Source organism: uncultured Phascolarctobacterium sp., from assembly GCF_902463975.1.
In the GTDB taxonomy this organism is placed as follows: Bacteria; Bacillota; Negativicutes; order Acidaminococcales; family Acidaminococcaceae; genus Phascolarctobacterium_A.
The window spans coordinates 19,981-38,493 of record NZ_CABQHJ010000008.1 but is presented as its reverse complement, the minus strand read 5'-3'; the positions used below and the strand labels follow the sequence as shown (position 1 = coordinate 38,493).

Annotated in this window: 21 protein-coding genes and 1 riboswitch; of the genes, 2 read left to right on the top strand and 19 right to left on the bottom strand. The window is 50.1% G+C overall.

What is annotated here, in order from left to right; all coding sequences use genetic code 11:
- Positions 1 to 106 precede the first annotated feature (106 nt).
- From grpE to recG, 5 genes are all read right to left on the bottom strand, one after another.
- Positions 107 to 694, bottom strand: a complete 588-nt coding sequence (grpE, locus tag RDW05_RS03620) for a nucleotide exchange factor GrpE (RefSeq protein ID WP_307977870.1) — start codon at positions 692 to 694, stop codon at positions 107 to 109.
- 18 nt (positions 695 to 712) lie between these two features.
- The gene (gene hrcA, locus RDW05_RS03615; protein WP_304226720.1) at positions 713 to 1,747 is read right to left on the bottom strand and encodes a heat-inducible transcriptional repressor HrcA; all 1,035 of its coding nucleotides are present in this window, start codon (positions 1,745 to 1,747) and stop codon (positions 713 to 715) included.
- A gap of 107 nt (positions 1,748 to 1,854) precedes the next feature.
- Complete coding sequence (gene hemW / locus RDW05_RS03610) at positions 1,855 to 3,054, bottom strand: radical SAM family heme chaperone HemW (RefSeq protein WP_307977869.1); 1,200 nt, start codon at positions 3,052 to 3,054, stop codon at positions 1,855 to 1,857.
- 82 nt (positions 3,055 to 3,136) lie between these two features.
- Positions 3,137 to 3,835: a TVP38/TMEM64 family protein gene (locus RDW05_RS03605; protein ID WP_293809863.1), complete on the bottom strand. Its 699-nt coding sequence runs from the start codon at positions 3,833 to 3,835 to the stop codon at positions 3,137 to 3,139.
- Between the two features lie 15 nt (positions 3,836 to 3,850).
- Complete coding sequence (recG, locus tag RDW05_RS03600; RefSeq protein ID WP_307977868.1) at positions 3,851 to 5,911, bottom strand: ATP-dependent DNA helicase RecG; 2,061 nt, start codon at positions 5,909 to 5,911, stop codon at positions 3,851 to 3,853.
- 120 nt (positions 5,912 to 6,031) lie between these two features.
- Between recG and rpmB the strand changes: the two genes are divergently transcribed.
- Positions 6,032 to 6,223 carry a 50S ribosomal protein L28 gene (rpmB, locus tag RDW05_RS03595; RefSeq protein ID WP_021719311.1) on the top strand — a complete coding sequence of 64 codons (192 nt, stop codon included), beginning with the start codon at positions 6,032 to 6,034 and terminating at the stop codon, positions 6,221 to 6,223.
- Positions 6,224 to 6,282: 59 nt separating this feature from the next.
- Here rpmB and RDW05_RS03590 read toward each other — a convergent pair whose 3' ends face one another.
- The 7 genes from RDW05_RS03590 to RDW05_RS03560 all read right to left on the bottom strand — a co-directional run bounded on the left by RDW05_RS03590 (position 6,283) and on the right by RDW05_RS03560 (position 11,358).
- Positions 6,283 to 6,684, bottom strand: coding sequence for a zinc ribbon domain-containing protein (locus tag RDW05_RS03590; RefSeq protein WP_009145124.1), 402 nt, complete (start codon positions 6,682 to 6,684; stop codon positions 6,283 to 6,285).
- Between the two features lie 81 nt (positions 6,685 to 6,765).
- Entirely contained in the window at positions 6,766 to 7,224 is a 459-nt protein-coding gene (gene folK / locus RDW05_RS03585) for a 2-amino-4-hydroxy-6-hydroxymethyldihydropteridine diphosphokinase (protein ID WP_307977867.1), read from the bottom strand.
- Positions 7,225 to 7,572: 348 nt separating this feature from the next.
- On the bottom strand, positions 7,573 to 8,766 hold the full coding sequence (folP, locus tag RDW05_RS03580; protein WP_307977866.1) for a dihydropteroate synthase: 1,194 nt from the start codon (positions 8,764 to 8,766) through the stop codon (positions 7,573 to 7,575).
- Positions 8,757 to 9,533, bottom strand: a complete 777-nt coding sequence (gene folE2, locus RDW05_RS03575) for a GTP cyclohydrolase FolE2 (protein WP_293721824.1) — start codon at positions 9,531 to 9,533, stop codon at positions 8,757 to 8,759. The genes folP and folE2 overlap by 10 nt, the downstream gene beginning before the upstream one ends.
- 1 nt (position 9,534) lies before the next feature.
- Positions 9,535 to 9,891, bottom strand: a complete 357-nt coding sequence (gene queD, locus RDW05_RS03570) for a 6-carboxytetrahydropterin synthase QueD (RefSeq protein ID WP_307977865.1) — start codon at positions 9,889 to 9,891, stop codon at positions 9,535 to 9,537.
- Positions 9,888 to 10,367 carry a tRNA (uridine(34)/cytosine(34)/5-carboxymethylaminomethyluridine(34)-2'-O)-methyltransferase TrmL gene (gene trmL, locus RDW05_RS03565; RefSeq protein WP_040564986.1) on the bottom strand — a complete coding sequence of 160 codons (480 nt, stop codon included), beginning with the start codon at positions 10,365 to 10,367 and terminating at the stop codon, positions 9,888 to 9,890. Before trmL ends, queD begins: the two co-directional genes overlap by 4 nt.
- Positions 10,368 to 10,410: 43 nt before the next feature.
- Positions 10,411 to 11,358: a glucosaminidase domain-containing protein gene (locus RDW05_RS03560; protein ID WP_307977864.1), complete on the bottom strand. Its 948-nt coding sequence runs from the start codon at positions 11,356 to 11,358 to the stop codon at positions 10,411 to 10,413.
- A gap of 195 nt (positions 11,359 to 11,553) precedes the next feature.
- Here RDW05_RS03560 and RDW05_RS03555 point away from each other — a divergent pair, with 195 nt between their 5' ends.
- Positions 11,554 to 12,225, top strand: coding sequence for a metal-dependent hydrolase (locus RDW05_RS03555; RefSeq protein WP_307977863.1), 672 nt, complete (start codon positions 11,554 to 11,556; stop codon positions 12,223 to 12,225).
- A gap of 3 nt (positions 12,226 to 12,228) precedes the next feature.
- Here RDW05_RS03555 and RDW05_RS03550 read toward each other — a convergent pair whose 3' ends face one another.
- The 7 genes from RDW05_RS03550 to cobU all read right to left on the bottom strand — a co-directional run bounded on the left by RDW05_RS03550 (position 12,229) and on the right by cobU (position 18,135).
- The gene (locus RDW05_RS03550; protein ID WP_307977862.1) at positions 12,229 to 13,479 is read right to left on the bottom strand and encodes a RecQ family ATP-dependent DNA helicase; all 1,251 of its coding nucleotides are present in this window, start codon (positions 13,477 to 13,479) and stop codon (positions 12,229 to 12,231) included.
- 149 nt (positions 13,480 to 13,628) lie between these two features.
- Positions 13,629 to 13,913 (bottom strand): zinc-ribbon domain containing protein, encoded by a 285-nt coding sequence (locus RDW05_RS03545; RefSeq protein ID WP_021719303.1) that lies wholly within the window; start codon positions 13,911 to 13,913, stop codon positions 13,629 to 13,631.
- 388 nt (positions 13,914 to 14,301) lie between these two features.
- Positions 14,302 to 14,943 (bottom strand): histidine phosphatase family protein, encoded by a 642-nt coding sequence (locus RDW05_RS03540; protein WP_307977861.1) that lies wholly within the window; start codon positions 14,941 to 14,943, stop codon positions 14,302 to 14,304.
- Positions 14,943 to 15,743: a nicotinate-nucleotide--dimethylbenzimidazole phosphoribosyltransferase gene (locus RDW05_RS03535; protein ID WP_307977860.1), complete on the bottom strand. Its 801-nt coding sequence runs from the start codon at positions 15,741 to 15,743 to the stop codon at positions 14,943 to 14,945. The genes RDW05_RS03540 and RDW05_RS03535 overlap by 1 nt, the downstream gene beginning before the upstream one ends.
- A gap of 55 nt (positions 15,744 to 15,798) precedes the next feature.
- The gene (gene cobS / locus RDW05_RS03530; RefSeq protein ID WP_307977859.1) at positions 15,799 to 16,533 is read right to left on the bottom strand and encodes an adenosylcobinamide-GDP ribazoletransferase; all 735 of its coding nucleotides are present in this window, start codon (positions 16,531 to 16,533) and stop codon (positions 15,799 to 15,801) included.
- A gap of 4 nt (positions 16,534 to 16,537) precedes the next feature.
- Positions 16,538 to 17,548 carry a nicotinate-nucleotide--dimethylbenzimidazole phosphoribosyltransferase gene (gene cobT, locus RDW05_RS03525; protein ID WP_307977858.1) on the bottom strand — a complete coding sequence of 337 codons (1,011 nt, stop codon included), beginning with the start codon at positions 17,546 to 17,548 and terminating at the stop codon, positions 16,538 to 16,540.
- Between the two features lie 8 nt (positions 17,549 to 17,556).
- Positions 17,557 to 18,135 carry a bifunctional adenosylcobinamide kinase/adenosylcobinamide-phosphate guanylyltransferase gene (gene cobU / locus RDW05_RS03520; RefSeq protein ID WP_307977857.1) on the bottom strand — a complete coding sequence of 193 codons (579 nt, stop codon included), beginning with the start codon at positions 18,133 to 18,135 and terminating at the stop codon, positions 17,557 to 17,559.
- 145 nt (positions 18,136 to 18,280) lie between these two features.
- Positions 18,281 to 18,464, bottom strand: a riboswitch (cobalamin riboswitch).
- Positions 18,465 to 18,513 lie beyond the last annotated feature (49 nt).

Genomic DNA, 18,513 nt, shown 5'->3' with positions numbered 1-18,513 from the left:
GATTTTTATCCTCCTGATTACTATCCTTCGGTGATGCGGCAAATGCCACATTTTTACCGAATCGATGTGATATATTTTTTAATTTATTGTGAAGAGCACGCCAGCTTTATTCGTTGGTGTTTACTCTTACCTTACTGTGACGGATAACCTTGTCCCCCAGCTTATAGCCTTTTTCGAAAACCATATCTACGATTTCATCATCCAGCTCCGGATTATGACCGCGCATTACGGCTTCGTGGATGTTCGGGTCAAATTTAGCATTTTGAGCTTCAATTTCTTCTACCTTCAGATCCTTGAAGGCATCTTCAAACTGACGGCGGATTTTTTTCATACCATCGACAACTGCATCCACATTATCGCCCTTTTCGACGCTTGCTTCAGCACGCTCAAAATTATCTAAAACCTTTAAGAACTTGCCAACCACATTTGCTGTTACAAAGGTGGAAAGCTGTTCCTTTTCTATATTGGTGCGACGGCGGAAGTTTTCAAAATCAGCCTGCAATCTCAGTAAACGATTTTGCAACTCTTCGATTTTAGCATCCTTCGGGTCAACCTCAGGCTCAGCGGCTTCCTCCGCATTTTTTACATCTTCAGCTTTTTCAGCTTCTGCAGCTTCCGCAGTTTCCTGTTCGGCAGCCTTCGCTTCCGCAGCCTCCTGCTCAGCCTGTTTTTCTTTCATTTCATTATCCTGCAAGGCTCTTCCTCCTTAGTTTTATTTCTTGTCGGGCTTTTGCTCGAACATCGTTTTCAAATACTTATGCAGGTAATCCATAACGGTAATTACCTTGCCGTATTCCATACGCGTCGGGCCAAGAACTGCCATCGTACCGACTATCTGACCGTTAAGACGGTAGGTTGCCTGTACCATGCTGCAATCCTGAATGCCGGTGAATTTGTTTTCACTGCCAATCGTGATCTTCAGTCCGCTGTCCTCGCCTGCCTTCAGCAAATCGCGCACCACGCGCTCCTCCTCCAGGATACCCAGAAGATTCTTCACACGCTCCACATCGCGGAATTCCGGCTGGTTCAGCAGCTGCTTGGTGCCACCCAGGAAAACCTTTTGCTGCTGGTATTTCTGACGCATCTGGCGGATGGACTGTACCAGCGATGTGAACAGCAGCTTATCATCTGCTATATTGGTATGCACCGCCTGCAGCAGGTCCTCGGTAATGTTCGCCAACGCTCTGCCCTCCAGCAGTCTGCTGACGCGTCCTGCCATGTAGTCCAGCTCCTCCGGCCGCATTCCCAAAGGAATTTCTACCACGCAATTGGCCACATTGCCGTCATCTGTTACAATGCACAGGATGGCATGGTGCTCATCCAGAGGTAAAAACTTCATATAACGGAAGCACGCACCGGCATCACGGTTAGCCAGCACCATTGAAACATTCTTCGTCATCCGGGAAAGGATTTTCGCCGTTGACTGGAAGATTTCATCAATGCTTCTGCGTCTTTCGCTGAACCAGCCGTTAATCAGCGCTCTGTCATTATCTGTCAGAGTGCCGGGTTCAACGAGTGAGTCAACATAAAGACGATAAGCCTGAGCCGACGGTACACGTCCGGCCGAGGTGTGCGGCTGCTCCAGATAACCCAGAAGCTCCAGATCACTCATCTCGTTACGGATGGTCGCAGGACTGAGGCCCAAATCATATTTGCGGGCAATCGTCCTTGAACCTACAGGCTCAGCAGTTGAAATATAATCCTCAATTATGAGCTGGAGAATTTTTTTCTTTCTTTCGTTTAACATATTCCCACCTCATTTTGATTGTTAGCACTCTATCATTAGGAGTGCTAACATCTTGATACTAGGATAGCACTAGCCTACTTTATTGTCAACACCTTTTTTATTTATTTTTAAGTTATCACAAAAACTTCAAATATTTGATTGCCGACCTCCATACCACGCTCCGTCAGGCGCAGTCTTTGCGTACCTACATCATATGCAATAAGCTTTTGTTCAAAGAGCGGTGCCAGCTCGGAGGCAAAGCGCTGCAGCACATCAACGCCAAAGCGCTCGCGGGCCTCCGCCAGGCTCGCGCCTTCGCTGCGGCGCAGTCCCATGAACATAAACTCCTCCAACAGCTCTGCACAAGATAATTCTTCTATATTATATAAAGCGCTCGTGCGCAAATCGCCACTGCTAAAGCTCTTAAGCTGCTCAATATATTCTCTGACCGTACTCAGCCCGGTGCGCCTTCTTTGGCCGTCAAAGCCACAGGCGGCAGCGCCAAAGGCCATGTAAGGATGATACTGCCAGTAAACCGTATTGTGCCGCGAATACTGGCCGTTTTTGGCGTAGTTTGATATTTCGTAGCGTTCAAAACCACGCTCGCGCAAAAAAAACTGCACCAACTCGTACATATCCGCCGCCGTGTCCTCGTCAGGCAAAGTTATTCTGCCCTTGTCCACTAGGCTTGCCAACGGCGTGCCCTCCTCCACTATCAGGCCATAAACAGAAATATGCTCTATGCCCGTATCGGTTAGACGCTCCAGCGTATCCTGCAGGCTGGTAAGCGTCTGCGACGGCAGTCCGTAAATCAAATCCGCGCTGACGCGCGCAAAGCCAGCTTTGCGTGCCAGCGTCAGCGCTTCCAGCGCCTGCTGCGCGTTGTGAATGCGTCCTATCGCCCGCAGCTCGTTGTCCTGCAGCGACTGTACGCCGAAGCTGATGCGGTCAAAGCCAAGCTGACGCAGCGTCTGCAGCTTGGCTAAATCTGCCGTACCGGGGTTTACCTCAATCGTTGCCTCGCAGGGCTGCTGCCAAAAGCCGTACTGCTTCAAAGCGTTAACCAGCTTCGCGATACATTCCGTCGGCAGCACGCTCGGCGTGCCGCCGCCAAAATAAATGCTGGCGTTCGCCGCCATATCTGCCGCCTCATCCGCACGCAGAGCAATTTCTTTGCACACAGCGTCGGTATATTCACGCTTCGCCTGCTCGTCAAAGCCGGCATAAGAAGCAAAATCGCAGTACAGGCATTTCTGTACGCAAAACGGTATATGCAGATAAAGTGCCTGATATTGCTGCCATGGCTGCACTTGTTTATTTTCCATCATTGTTATTTCCTTTCACTATCTGTATCTCTATCTGTAAAAAACGCCGCCACAGAAATTACTGCAGCGACGCACTAAAGCAAATTTATTTTCCCTTTTTATAGAACCATTTTTTATACGCAAAAAAGACAGCGCCCACAACCAAAATCAAAATCGTTAATCTTTGGCTGTGCTCCTGAAAGTTAACTACATCATGGCCGATGACAACCTCCAATGCCGTAGAAGGAAATTTGCCGATAAGGTTAGCAATAATGTAATCACGCGCACTCATGCTGCTCACAGCACCCACCGCCGTCAAAATGCCTGACGGAAAATACGGCAGCGCCCTGGCGAAGGCCATCCACTCCAGACCGTGCTTGCTGCTTGCTTCATCAATGGATTTCAGCGAGTTGCTTTTTTCAATCAGCTTCTGCGCCGTATCACGGAAGAAGAAGCGCATCAGATAAAAGCTGATAACCACACCGGTTGTTTCCGCCAGCCAGGAAATAGTAATACCCAGGGGCAGGCCGAAAATCAGACCATTGGCTGTAGAAAGAAAAATCGACGGGAAAACGCTGCCGGCATTAATCAGCACGTCCAGCACAAAACTGATTAAAATCGCCCATGGGCCAAAGGAGCGCAGATATTCCACCAGACCGTTGACATTACCGCTGATTGCCAGCGTAAAGGTTTTATTAAAGAAATCATCGGCAAAAAAGTGAATACCCAAAAACAAGGCCACCAGCAAAACTGCCGCCGTCACCTTAGCACAAACATCAGGATTTTTTAACCAGTCTTTTTTCATGTATTTATAACCTCTTTAAGAATTAAAAATCATATTAAAGCGTTCGCCAAACTGCATTTCCACCAGGCGGCGGATTTCCGCCCAGTCCTCCGGCGTACGCAGCTGCGCCTGCGCCAGTTGGCGAACCTGCGCAATTACGTCAACATCTCGCATTATATCAGCAATTCGCAAATCTGGCAAGCCATGCTGCTTCAGACCGAAGAGCTGACCGGCACCGCGCTGCTCCATATCCTTTTCCGCCAGATAAAAGCCGTCCTCACTCTCATGCAGTACGTTCAGACGCGCCAGTGCCTCCGGCGAATCGGCGGCCGTCAGCAGCACGCAGTAGGACTGCTCGCTGCCGCGTCCTACACGTCCGCGCAGCTGGTGCAGCTGCGCCAGACCGAAGCGCTCGGCGTTTTCAATCACCATCAGCGTAGCATTGGGCACGTTCACGCCAACCTCGATAACCGTAGTGCTCACCAGTACCTTCAGCTCGCCTGCCGCAAAGCGGCTCATAATCGCATCCTTCTCCGCTCCCTTCAGCCTGCCATGCAGCAGAGCGCAGGGAATGTCCTGCAGAAAATCGCGCTGCAGCTCCTCGTATACTCTTTCAGCACTATGCACAGCAAGGACATCGGATTCCTCAATCAGTGGGCAGACAACGTAGGCCTGCCTTCCTGCCTGCACCTGACGCACCAGACCGGCATAAACCTCGCGACGACGCTCGTCCGTATAGCACAGCGTCCGCACCGGCTTGCGCTGCGGCGGACGTCCCTTCATTACGGAAATATCCAAATCGCCGTAAACAGTGAGCGCCAAGGTACGCGGAATTGGCGTTGCCGTCATTACCAGTACATCGGGAGCATTCTCCGATTTATTGGACAGGCGTGCACGCTGCTCTACGCCGAAGCGGTGCTGCTCGTCCGTCACCGTCAGTGACAGGTTGGCAAAGCGCACGTCCTCCTCCAGAAGCGCGTGCGTACCCACAACTACATCAACAAGGCCCAGCTCCAGATTCAGCAGCAGCTCACGCCTTGCCTTAGCACGCATACCGCCTGTCAGCAAAGCAATACGCACACCGTAAGGCTGCAGATATTGCTCCAGCGTTTCAAAATGCTGCGCTGCCAAAATTTCCGTCGGCACCATAATACAGCCCTGATAACCGTTTTCCACCGCCTTAGCCAATGCCAGCGCGCTGATAACCGTCTTACCGCTGCCTACATCGCCTTGCAGAATGCGGTGCATAGGCTTCTTATCCTGCATATCCAGCGAAATCTCACGCCATGCCTGCTGCTGTGCCGCCGTCAGCTCAAAGGGCAGTCCCTGCATTACGTCTTTAACAAGCGCACCGTCTGCAGCGTGCTTAATACCCTCTCTGTTGTCATGGCTCTGCTGACGATAATACAGCAAGCCGCACTGCAGCAAAAACAGCTCCTCAAAAACAAAGCGCTGCTTGGCTCGTCGCAATGCTTCCCAGCTTTCCGGAAAGTGAATATTTTTCAGCGCCGAATAGCGGTCGGGCAAATTGCACTGGCTCACAACCTTCGCTGGCAGGCTTTCCGGCAAATCCTTTGCTGCCAGGCGCAGCGCCTCGCTTACCCAGGTACGCAGATTCTTCTGCGTCAGGTTACCGCTCAAAGCATACACCGGTACAATACCCGGCGTTTTGCCCTCGTCCTGCTCCAAAGTCTGCACATCCACCTCACTGACGGACTTCGTAGTGCGCCCCTGCCTTACGCGGCCCGTAATCTGCAGCACCGTATCCGGCTTCAGCTTCTGCGCCTTGTAGCGCTGCCCGCCGAAAAAGTACAGCGTGGCATAGCCTGTTTCATCACGCACCGTCACCGACGTATAGCTGCGGCGGCTGGCACCATAGCCGTTTTTCACCTGATAAACCGTAGCTTTGAAAATCTGCTTGCTGTTGTCAACCTCAAGCTCTTTAATCGTTTTGAGCTTGGCATAATCAAGGTAAGCACCCTGGCGCGGGTAAAATTCCAGCAAATCACCCACGCTGAAAATATTAAGAGCAGCCAGCTCAGCTGCCTTTTTTACACCTACACCTTTTAGTGTTGTTACAGGTTCTTTCCACCACATTTATAAAAATACCCTCTTTATCTTAAAATTTCCTTGCTTTTCTGCGCTCTTTATGGTATGATACTCATGTTAAATTTGAATGTGCCTTATGTCTTATCACGTTTAAGGAGGTGGGAAACAATGGCATCTATCTGCGAAATCTGCGGTAAAGGAAAACTCGCTGGCAACAACGTCAGCCACTCCAATAGACACACCAAACGTGCTTGGAACCCGAATATTCAACAAGTAAGAGCAGTTGTTGAAGGTTCTGTTAAACGCTTGAACGTTTGCACCCGTTGCCTGCGTTCCGGTAAAGTTAACCGCGCAATCTAATCCGTTCGGATTTAAAAAGAAGCCAAATACCAATCGGTATTTGGTTTCTTTTTTTGCGCTTATTTTACTTTGCAGCCACACTCGGGGCAGAACTTAACCAAAGAGCTGATTTTTGCGGAGCAGTTCGGGCACAAAATAAAGGCACGGTATTCTGTGAGCTTCTTTTCGAACAGCTCATAGAACTGGTTAACCTCTTTGTCCTCACGCTTCCAGTTATAAATCTGCAGACGCTCCTTGGTAGAGTCCATAATAACCTGTACGGTTTCCTCGTCCAAAGACTGCATAGCCAGCTGCATAATTTTTTTCTTGTTATGGAAGTGCAGCTGATGCGCAGCATCGTCCTGCTCATCAATAGTTACACCCATCTCATTGACGCACAGCAAGGCAATATTCCAGGCTACGTCAATATCAACTTCATAAAGACGGTTATCAAAGCAACCGCCGGCACCATCTATTCTCATAGCTACCTCCTGCCAGATGTTTTTTCTTAATTATAGCACAAGCGCATATTTGCTGTAAAACAAATCGCTCATGCCATAGCATTATTTATTCAGTTCCTCCGCCATTTCCCTTACAGTCTTATGCAGCAGCGGATGCTCCAGCTCCGGCGCAATATCCAAAAGCGGCAGCAGGACAAAATCCCTGTTCTGCATATCGGGATGCGGCAAGATAAGCTCCTTCGTCTGCATCACGACATTTTCGTAAAGCAGCAAATCCAGATCAATATTACGCTCACCCCAATGACGCAGGCGCACACGCCCCATCGCCAGCTCCGTTGCCAAAAGCGTACGCAAAAGCGCCACAGGCTCCAGATTAGTGCGCACCCTGCACACAGCATTCAAAAACTGCGGCTGGTCCGTCACACCATAAGGCTCCGTAGCAAAATAGCCGGAAACCTGCAGTACCTCCACGCCTTGCTGCATCAGCAGCATCAGCGCGCGCTGTAAATTCTTTTTCTTATCGCCCAGGTTACTGCCCAAGGCAACATATGCAATAGCCATTTAAGACTCCTGTTCTTTTGATGTGTTTATGATAGACGCAGCAAAATAAACGATACTGTCGCAGCAATTATTCTGTCACGGCGAAAGCATAAAAATTTTAGGCAATGAGTGCCTGGAACAACAGAAATTGCAATACTGTTTGAGCGCTAAGCTGACTTCTACAGAAAAATGCTTCGCCTAGCGCGAGTTTATTGCAATTTCGTCTTTGTTCCGCACGAAATTGCCGTTAAAAAATTTTTCGCTGCAGCGTGACAAATAATTGCTAAAACATTTCTTCCTGTAACACAATAAGCGATACTATCGCAGTAATTATTCCGTCGCAGCGTGACAGATAATTGCTAAGCAAACCTATTCCGCGCTGCCGCGCAAAATAGCCTCCAGCGTGCGAATTGCCCGCACATTCTCCTCAACATCATGCACGCGCACCATCTGTGCCCCCGCGTAAATTGCCTGCAGACTCGTCGCAATCGTTCCCTCCAAACGCTGCTCCGCCGGAACACCGCCCAGCACAGCACCAAGCGTACTCTTGCGTGAAGCCGCCAGCAGCACCGGATAACCAAAGCTCGTCAAAGCCTTCAGGTCACGCATCAACAGCAAATTCTGCTCCACATTCTTCGCAAAGCCGATACCCGGATCCAGAATAATCTTATCCGCACTCACACCGCGCTCACGCAAAAGCTGTGCTCTCTGCGCCAGATAAACGGCAACCTCCTGCACAACATCCTTGTACTCGCAGTTCTGCTGCATATTCTTCGGCGTACCGCGCATATGCATAAGAATAATCGGCGCTTTAGTTGCCACAACCACATCAGCCATGCGCGGGTCAGCCTCCATTGCGCTGATATCGTTAATCATATCAGCACCGGCAGCAATAGCTGCCTCCGCCGTATCCGCACGATAGGTATCGATAGAAATAACAGCATCGGGATAAGCCTTGCGCAAAGCAGCAATCGCAGGAACTACGCGGCGGCGCTCCTCCTCCCCGTCAACGCTGTCGCTGCCCGGACGGGTAGACTCACCGCCGATATCCAGCACACCGGCACCCGCAGCAAGCATTCTGCCGGCACGCTCCACCAGCTCCTCCATAGCAGGAACACGGCTGCCCTCATAAAAAGAATCCGGCGTAACGTTCAAAATGCCCATCACGCACATCTTCTCATAGGTCAGCACGCGGCCGTCAGCCAGAGTAGTGCGCAGCTTTTGCGGCGTCAGCGCCATCTCCAGATCAATAGCAGCCTGAGGAATACCAAAATAAGGCATCTGCGCCATTTTCTTCAGCAGTACCTTATAATGCTTCAGCGTACCCAAAAGCAAAATATCAACATACTTTGCAGCGCAGGTAACAGCACCGACAGGCGTTACGGCGTCGCCGCCCACTGCCAGCATCTCCTGCTTGATAATATTCGCTGCCGGAGTACGCACACCCAGCAGCTTGAATGGAATAATCTCCGCCTTATGAGCAAAAATAGGCAGACTGTCGGCATGAGCGCCGATGCTTGCCAGCGCTGCCTCCAAGCCTTCACGGTTAACCTTTAATAACATTCATTCTCACCTTTTTCCACAACAGCAAAAGCGTTATGATTATGGATGCTTTCCATGCTCTCCACCTCTGCGCGATACCAGGTAATACGCTTATCTGCCTCCAGACGCAAAGCAACCTCACGCACAGCATCCTCTACAAAACGCGGATTTTCATAAGCATGCTCCGTAACATATTTTTCATCGGGGCGCTTCAAAAGACCGTAAAGCGGCGTGCTTGCGGAAGCCTCGGCATATTCCACCAGCTCCTCCAGCCACACCATCTCCTGCGCCTCAACCTCCAGCTTCGCCCAGGCGCGCTGATTATGCGCACCGTACTCACTGATTTCCTTGGAGCAGGGGCACAGCGTCTGCACTGGTACAACAGCAGTAATACGCCAACGCAGCTTCTCGCCCTTCTCGGCCTTATACACGCAATCAATATCCAACGGCGCTTCCATGCCGCTCACAGGAGCCTTCTTCGTCACAAAATACGGGAACTTCAGCTCGATAAAAGCTCTTTCCGCCTGCAAATGCTGCTTCAGCTGGTCTAAAATAGCCTCCACATCAGCGAGTCCCACAGGGCCTAGAGTACGCAAACATTCCACAAAACGGCTCATGTGCGTACCGCGCATATCATGCGGCAAATCAACCGCCAGTGTTACCTCCGCTACGCTGTGCTGCGTACCGCGTGCTTTATCGCGCAGCTCAATCGGCCAACGCAGGCCCTTTATTCCCACATGCTTCAAAGGAATATTGCGTAAATCCTTTTCGCTTTGTACATCCTTCACGTCATTCACCTCTGTACACGCAGCCACTGGTGCGAGTTTCCCAAACTTCTACTTCATATAAATGATAACGGTCGCTCTTCAGCAGCTCAACCAGCTTATTCCAAACCCAGACACTGATATTTTCTGCAGAAGGCACGAGCAGAATATCATTCAGGCAGGCGTGGTCCAGATGCGACAGCACCTCGTCCTTCACCAGATTCTTCAGCTTAATAAAATCAATAACCATACCCTCGTGGTCGGGAGTGCCCTCCACCTTTACCACCAGCTTATAGGTATGACCGTGCAAATGCTCGCACTTGCCGTTATAGGCAGGCAGATAATGCGCAGCGTCAAAATCAAATTCCTTGATAATTATCATTTATATTCTCCTCCATAAAGGGTTAAATCAGCAAAACCGTTCTGGCGCAGAGCCTCATAAGCCACAATCGCCACGGAATTGGACAAGTTCAAAGAGCGTGCATCCTCAATCATCGGAATACGGATGCAGCTTTCGGGATATTCGTGCAGCAAGGTTTCCGGCAGACCGGCAGTTTCCTTGCCGAAAATCAGCAGACTGTCCTGAGCATACTGCACATCGGCATAAGAGCTGTGTGCCTTCGTCGTCAGGAAATACTTGGGGTTATCCTTGTATTTTTCCAGCACCTCATAAACGCTGTCATAATAATGGATATCAACAAGATGCCAATAATCCAGACCTGCACGCTTCAAATATTTATCCTCCACGGAAAAACCAAGCGGACGGACCAAATGCAGGTGACAGCCGGTTGCTGCGCACAGACGTGCAATATTACCGGTATTGCCGGGAATTTCCGGTTCAACTAAAACTATATGCATTTTACTGAATGCCTCCTCATCTGACTGCAGCGCAGTCGTTAATTTATTTTTTCTCCTGCAGTATTTCGGAAACTCTCTGCTTCATACTGCGTTTCTTTTTATTCTTTTCCTTAACCGGTTGAGCCGGTGCAGGCTTAATCTCCGGCTCAGCAGGCTGCTGTGCCAGGATTTTCTGATAGGTAGCCATAATCTTTTCGCAATACAGCGAGCCCATCGCCCAAGTGCCGTTCAAACCGTACCAGGTGTTGACAACACCACGCTCCAGGCGGATATTATGCGCCAAATCATAGCGCGGATCAACAATATCCGTTGATGGGCGCTTCGTCTGCGTATAAGCCAGCAGATGCTGGATATGCGCACGCACTCCCATTTGCGGCGTAGCAAAGGACGCACCGCGCACACCACCGCCGATAGTACCCAACCCGCAAAAATTGTTCTGATGGTGCAGCACGTCACCGCCATAACGGTAAGCGCCTGTTTCCACCAACGATTGCGCCAGGGCAAGGTCTGGGCGCACGTTTTCACGCTTAGCCTCCTGCCAGTACAGCTCAACCAGCTCCTCCACCGGGCAGGCCAGTTTCACAGCCGGGTTAGCCGCCAAAATATAGGCAACAGCCTGCGCCTTACTGGCAATCGCCTCACCATAAATAGCGATATTACGGTAATCATCCGGCAGCTGAGTACCGGAAAAATAAAACTTGCCGTCCTTCTCCTGCAGCAGCGACGGACGCGGAGCGGCAGGAACATTTATCGTACCGGCAGGCGGTTTAGCCACCGGTTTGGTAGATACAACGATTTTATCCTTTTCCTGAGTTATTTGGACAGCGCGTTGCTTTTTGTTCAGCAGCTTCTTATCCTTTTTATCAGCGATAATGGTCTGCTTAGAGGCAGGCGCTTCATCAGCGACCTCGCGCACAGTTGCCGCACACACGCCGGCATACAGCGACAGGCCCAGCAGAACACACGCAAAAGTAATTTTTTTATATTTCATAGCGCATTACTCCTATATATATCACGCTATCAATTTTACCGCACCTGAGGCAAAATTGTAAAGTTTTTCCCACCCCTGCAGTGAGGAATTCACAAAAAAGTAGATTTAAGCTATAATATTTATAAGATAACAGTCAAGCGCTATCTTATTTAATATGAAGTAGCAATCAGCTTGTCAAATTAAGGAGGGAAAATTATGTCCGCAAAATTCCATTTCATCAACCACGCCTGCTTTATGCTGGAAAAAAACAATTCCGCTATCATCTTCGACCCGTATCTGGACGATAATCCGGAAGGACTCACCGCCAAAGACATTAAGGTTGATTATATTTTCGTCAGCCACGGTCACTTCGACCATTTGGGCAGTGCCTTTGAAATCGCCAAAAATTGTGACGCTACCATCATCTCCACTGCCGAAATCTGCGGTCTGGCGCAGGATGCCGGCTGCAAAGCACACGCTATGCATCTTGGCGGCACCTTTAAATTTCCCTTCGGCAAGGTACGCCTGACGCTGGCCTTCCATGGCAGCGGCATTCCCGGTGGTCACGCCTGCGGTATCGTCATCGATTTCTACGGCACCAAGCTGTACTTCGCCGGTGACACCGCACTCTTCAGCGATATGCAGCTACTGCCCAAGCTCGACGCTTTTGACTATGCAGTGCTTCCTATAGGCGGCAACTTCACTATGGACCCCAATGATGCGCTTATCGCCTGCAAGCTGCTGCAGGCAAAATACGTTATCCCCGTACATTACAACACCTGGCCGCCCATCGCTCAGGACGTGGAAGCCTTCAAGGCTGCCGTTGAGGACGAAACCGACAGCAAGGTGCTTATTGTAAAACCGGGCAATACCATTGATATCGACTAAAATTTAAAACTTCAAAAACTTACGCCACGAAGCGTTCTTATTCACGTCGCAGTTGCCGCAATTGTTGCACTGCGACGTTGTTTTTTCACCAAAATATTCCAGCAGTACCTTGCGCAGGCACATGGATGTATTGCAGTAGTTGGTCATTTTGCCGAGCAGCTGCAGTTCATGCTCCTTCCAGGTCAAATCAGGCTGGTCATGGCCGATGAGATAGGTGTTGACCGCAATATCCGCCTTATCGTAAAGCAGCAGACATTCCGCCGGCAGGCCGTCGCGCCCTGCGCGTCCTGCCTCCTGGTAATAGCTTTCAATATCCTTGGGCATATTATAATGCACCACAAAGCGCACATCAGGCTTATCAATACCCATACCAAAAGCATTAGTTGCTACAATCAGCGGCACGCTGCCGCCGACGAAGGCATTCTGATTCTCACGCCGCTCCTCCGGCGTCAGGCCCGCGTGATAGCGCAAGGCACTGAAGCCTTGGCGCCGCAAAAGCTGCGTCACGCTTTCCACCTTATTGCGGGTAGCACAATAGACTACGCCGCAATCCTTTTTATGCTTGCGCACAAACTCCAACAACGAGCGGTCCTTATCCTGCGTGCGTTGCACAGCAAAATGCAGATTAGGTCTGTCAAAACCCGTCACCACAATTTTTGCCTCCGGAATGCCCAGGCGCTTGATGATATCGCGGCGCACATCCGGTGTCGCCGTAGCCGTAAAGGCTGCCACCAACGGCTTGGTCGGCAAGGTCTGAATAAAATCAGGGATATTATAATACTCCTTGCGGAAGCTGTGTCCCCACTGCGATACGCAGTGCGCCTCGTCCACCGCCACCATCGTAATATAGGCCTGGCGGGCGAAATCAATAAATTGCTGGTTGACTAATCGCTCCGGTGCCACATATAAAAACTTGCACTGCTTGTTGAGGGCGGCATGCAGCACCCTGCCGTATTCGTTACTGCTCATGCTACTGTCAAGATAAGCGGCAGGAATACCGCGGGCCGTCAGCGCCTCCGCCTGATCCTTCATAAGCGATATCAGCGGCGAGATTACCAGCGTCACACCCTTCAGCAACAGTGAAGGCAGCTGAAAGCAGATGCTCTTGCCTGCACCCGTAGGCAGCACTGCTAAAACAGGCTGTCCATGTAATATTTCACTTATAATTTCTTCCTGCCCTGTGCGGAAGCTGCTGTAGCCATAAAAATGCAGCAGCGCCCGGTGCAGAAAGTCACTGTCTATAATACGTGCCATAAAGCTCCCTTGCTTCGAATAATTTATATTGTAAAAAGTATAGCATATAAGCACTTTTATGTAAAATAACTTTCGTTTTTCCTATGATCAGCTAATAAAAAACAGGTACAGCCTAAGCTGTACCTGAATTTGTTACTTCAAGCGTCTAATTAGTGTTTACGTGCGTTGAAGCATTCGCGGCAGTAAACCGGACGATCGCTGGGTTTGAACGGTACCATGGTCTCTTTACCGCATTCAGCGCAAACTGCGGGGAACATTTCGCGTTGCGGACGGTCATTTTGTACGCCCATGCGTTGTTTGCGTGCTTGACGGCAAGCCGGGCAGCGGCGCGGTTCGTTAGTAAAGCCTTTTTCTTCGTAGAACTCTTGCTCGGAAGCAGTGAATACGAATTCGTTGCCGCACTCGCAGCAGGTTAAAGTCTTGTCTTCTTTCATTGTTTAATCACTCCTAATCATAGATAGAACATACCCCAAAGAACGCATTAAGATGTTTACCTTGGCTTCCCCATGTCATCTATGATAGAAGAAGTTAGGAACTTAAACGGACCACTGAGATACACCACTTACAGTATATAGTAAGCGCCTGTAAAAGTCAATCTTAGTTTATCAAAAATGCGTAAATTCTTTAATAAGAAACTTTTCATTTCTTAATACATGCCAAAATCCGCTTGTTAATGGCGCTCACCAGAAAAGCTTACGTGTAAAATAATGCTGTAGCACCGGTAAATTTAAAACAAAAATTATGACAGCCTTTGCTGTTTTCACAGTCTGATAGCAAAACCGCGCCAGATATTACATCTGCGCGGTTTTGAATTATGACTTTTTATTTATGCAGCCAGTTTACGGAGCTTCCCTGCTCTCTGGCAAAGTGAGCGTCATTGATGGTTTCGGCAATGATATTACCCTGCCAGTCATTCAGCGTGCTGACAGAAACATTATGCACACTCAGCTTCCACAGATTGTTCAGCGGTATGCCTAGAAGCAGGCACAGCTGCACGCGGATAATACCACCATGCGATACAATCGCGATATTCTTCTCGTGGCCTTCACGCTCGAAGATATAATCAAAAGCCGCCTGACAGCGACGCGCTACATCATGAAAGCTTTCGCCCTGCGGCGGAATCCATTCGCCCGGACGCGTCAGGAAATCGTCCATCTCCTTAGGCCAGCGGCGGCTGATTTCCGCATACTCAAGTCCCTCCCATGCACCGAAGCTTACCTCCTGCAGCAAATCCAGCGGCTGGTAGGACATATTTTTACTCATAGCCAGCGGTGCTGCCGTCATGCAGGCACGCAGCATAGAGCTGCAGTAAATTTTATCAACCGGCAGATGCTGCATATACGCAGCCAGCTTCTCAGACTGCTCCAGACCTTTGCCGTTCAGCGGCATGTTGATGCGACCCTGAAAGCGGTGTCCCTTATTGCTGTCCGTTTCACCGTGACGGATTAAATATATTCTACCCATTAAGCCTTCGCTCCTTTTTTAGATTGCTCTGCCAGGGAAAACTCCTTCATCTCTGCATGCACGCCTGCTTCCTCAAAGGTTTCCATTTCCTTGTAGGCCTTGATGCCGGCATTGAACAGCGTAAAGCAGACAGCAGCGCCCTCACCGGCACCGTCAGGAATGTTCAGGCGCAGCGGTGCCGTAAGTCCCAGCTCCTGCAGGCATTCTTCTGCACCCGGCTCTGTGGAAACGTGACCGGCAAAGCAGTAGTCTAAAACTGCCGGTGCCATTTCTGCCGCCTTTTTGGCAGCCTTGCAGACAGCAACGCCGTCCAGCATTACCGGCACCTTCATCGCTGCAGCCTGCAGCAGAGCGCCAGTCATTGCAGTGCGCACCATCTCATTATCAGGATTGGAAAGACAGCCGAACCCTAAAAGTCCCAATCCCTTCTCATGCACCAGCTCCTGCACCAGGGCAGCGCCCTCTTCCAGAGCGTCAGCCTCCTCCTCCGAGGTTACGAGCAGAGCCACAGCCTTCGCACCGGTTTCTGCAGCCAGCACATTCACCGGCCATTTGGCGTGCATAATTTTTTCGGCCTGAGCAGCCTCTTCGATACCGCACCATACCAGTAAATCGCGTTTAGGATAATCTAAATCCTCTTTTTCATAAATGCCCTTGATACCGCAATAGCGCGAGGTCATTTCTTCCAGCTTGGCCAGACTGCCAACCGGCTTGATCAGATTATCAAAGCGTGTCTGCGCCAGCTTCATACAGCCCCTGTCGGCAGGCACAATCTTTTGAATTATTTCTTCTATATGCATAGCATTTTTCCTTTCTATCTCTTCTAGTACTCAGCAAAATATTGCCGGTAATATATCAAATCATATAGGTTGCGAGCATCAGGTAAACAACCACGCCGCATTCCGTCAAAAAGCCGTAGGTATCACCGGTAAGACCGCCCAGCTGACCGCTGAGGAAATGCGCAATGCCCTGGCAGATTACGAAGGACGCTATCGCTGTATACAGATATGGCAGACCGCAGGCTGCGACAAGCGCCAGGCAAAGTGCAAAGGCGATATAGGTGTACATCGGCTTGGCATAGGCCTTAAACATATGACCGATACCGGTTTTGCGTGCATACTTATAGTTGACGATGTAGGTAACCATAAAGGTGCGCGTTGCTACAAAAACGGCAACCATAGCAAACGACAGCTTTACAGGCGGCAATGTAGTATAGGCAGCCACCTTCAGCAGCACGAGGCAGACGAGCGCGATAACGGCATTGGAGCCTACGTGGCTGTCCTTCATGATTTCCAGCATACGCTCACGGTCACGGGCGCTGAAAACACCGTCGGAGGTATCCATAAAGCCGTCATACATCAGTGCGCCGATAATAATCAGCTCTGCAAGCACCAGCATCACTGCACGCATTAAATCAGGGGTATGCAGATAATACAGTCCGTAATTTACCGCACCCATATAAACGCCCATTACCAGGCCAACCAAAGGGAAGTACGGCACGCTGCGGCTGAAATCGTCATCATGCCAATCCGTGCGGTTAGAAAAGCGGATTCTGGTCAAAAATTCCAGACAAGTTACAAAATCACGCATTACATCACCTGCTTAAATGATTATACACATCCATCGCTGCCTGCAGCACAACAATAGCCAGGGAAGCACCGGTGCCCTCGCCCAGGCGCATACCGGCATCCACAATCGGCGAAAGCTGCAGCAGCTCCAGCATTTTCTTATGAGAAATATCGCTGCTCAGATGCGAGCAGAGCATATAATCGCGACACTGCGGATAGAGGCCGTAGGCCAAAAGTGCTGCAGCAGTAGCATTAACACCGTCAACCATTGTCGGTACACGGCGGCGGGCTGCGCCGATAATCACACCGGCCAGACCTGCGTGGTCATAACCGCCAACCTTGCAGAGAATATCCATTGCATCGCCCTGCTTCGGCATATTTTTTGCCAGGCCGTCGATAACAACCTGACGTTTAATCTTCATGCGTTCGTCATTGATACCGCTGCCGCGACCGACAGTCAGCTGCGGGTCCAGGCCCAGAAACGCGCTGGCAATAGCAGAGGTAGAGGTTGTATTGCCGATACCCATTTCACCTGTATAAAGCATATTATAGCCTTGGTCGATGCACATATCAGCCATTTCGATGCCAACGGCAATAGCCTTTTCGGCCTGCTCACGCGTCATCGCCGGTCCCTGGGTAAAATCTTCCGTTCCCCAGGCTACCTTTTTCTGATATACCTTGGGCAAATCGCTCAAATCAAAGGCAGTACCCACATCGCAGACGAAAACATCAGCGTGCGCATGACGAGCCAGTACGGTGGCACCGGCAGTACCGCGCATATAACCGTTAATCATCTGGCGCGTAACCTCCTGTGGATAAGCGCTGACGCCATATTTCGCAATACCGTGGTCACCGCACATCAGAACCATCGCCGTCTTTAATTTATCCGGTAAATCCTTGCCAATCATGCCTGCAAGGCCTACAACCATATCCTCCAGCTTGCCCAGATTAGCTGCCGGCTTGTCTATCTTAGCGTAGCCTGCCCGCACTTCCTGCATACGTTCTTCATCCAGGGCAGGTATTATGATTTTCTCCATATCAGTCATTATTCTCCTTCATCCTCAAATTTAAAAGCCAATTTTTTTACGTCTACAGCCTGACCAGATACACAAAAATAAACGTGGTCAGCCTCATTAGCCACGCGCTGGTTAACCCAGCCGGCAAGATCACGGTATTCACGCGCCATCTGATTATCAGGCACAATGCCGCTGCCCACCTCATTCGTAACAAAGACAACGATTTTGCCGCAATTACGTGCTGCTGCCAGCACCTTGTCAATTTCATCAAATACTACCTGACAACGCTCCAGGAACTCACCCTCCGGCGCTTCCTTGCCATAGAGCAGGTTGCACATATAAACAGTCAGGCAGTCAAACAGAACCGCTCCTGTTTCCGCTGACAGCGCTTCAAGCGTACGCTCGGCATGATAAGGCGCTTCGTGATTAATCCAACGCGCATCACGACGCTCACGGTGCAGACGCACACGCTCCGCCATTTCCTCATCCAAAATTTCTGCCGTGGCAACGTAATCGCATTTGGGAGAATAATGCAATACATAGCGTTCAGCGAATTCGCTCTTGCCGCTGCGTGCTCCACCGGTAACCATAATAATTTTTCCAGGCATATTTTAACCTCCCTTCGTTTTAATATGCTGCAAGCTCTCTGCATTATGTCTAAATGAAAAAAGCTCCCTTGCGGGAGATTCACCAAATGCAGCTGCAGCCAAAAATTTATATTTACGCATACCAAAGCCAGCCTATCTCCCGTAGGCTCCAAGCTTCGTAACAGGCAGGTCTCCTGGCTTAGCTTCATCGCCCTCAGCGCCTTCCCAACTTGCGTCAGTGACATAATTGCCTGGGCTCCACTTACAGTAGCGGGACTGCTCCGGATTCTCACCGGCATTCCCTTTTCAGCGTCGGCCGTCGCCGTCGCACCTGTCAAAAAAATTCCAATTATATATATTCGACAGCAATCACTATAATCCTGCCAAAGCATAAAAAAA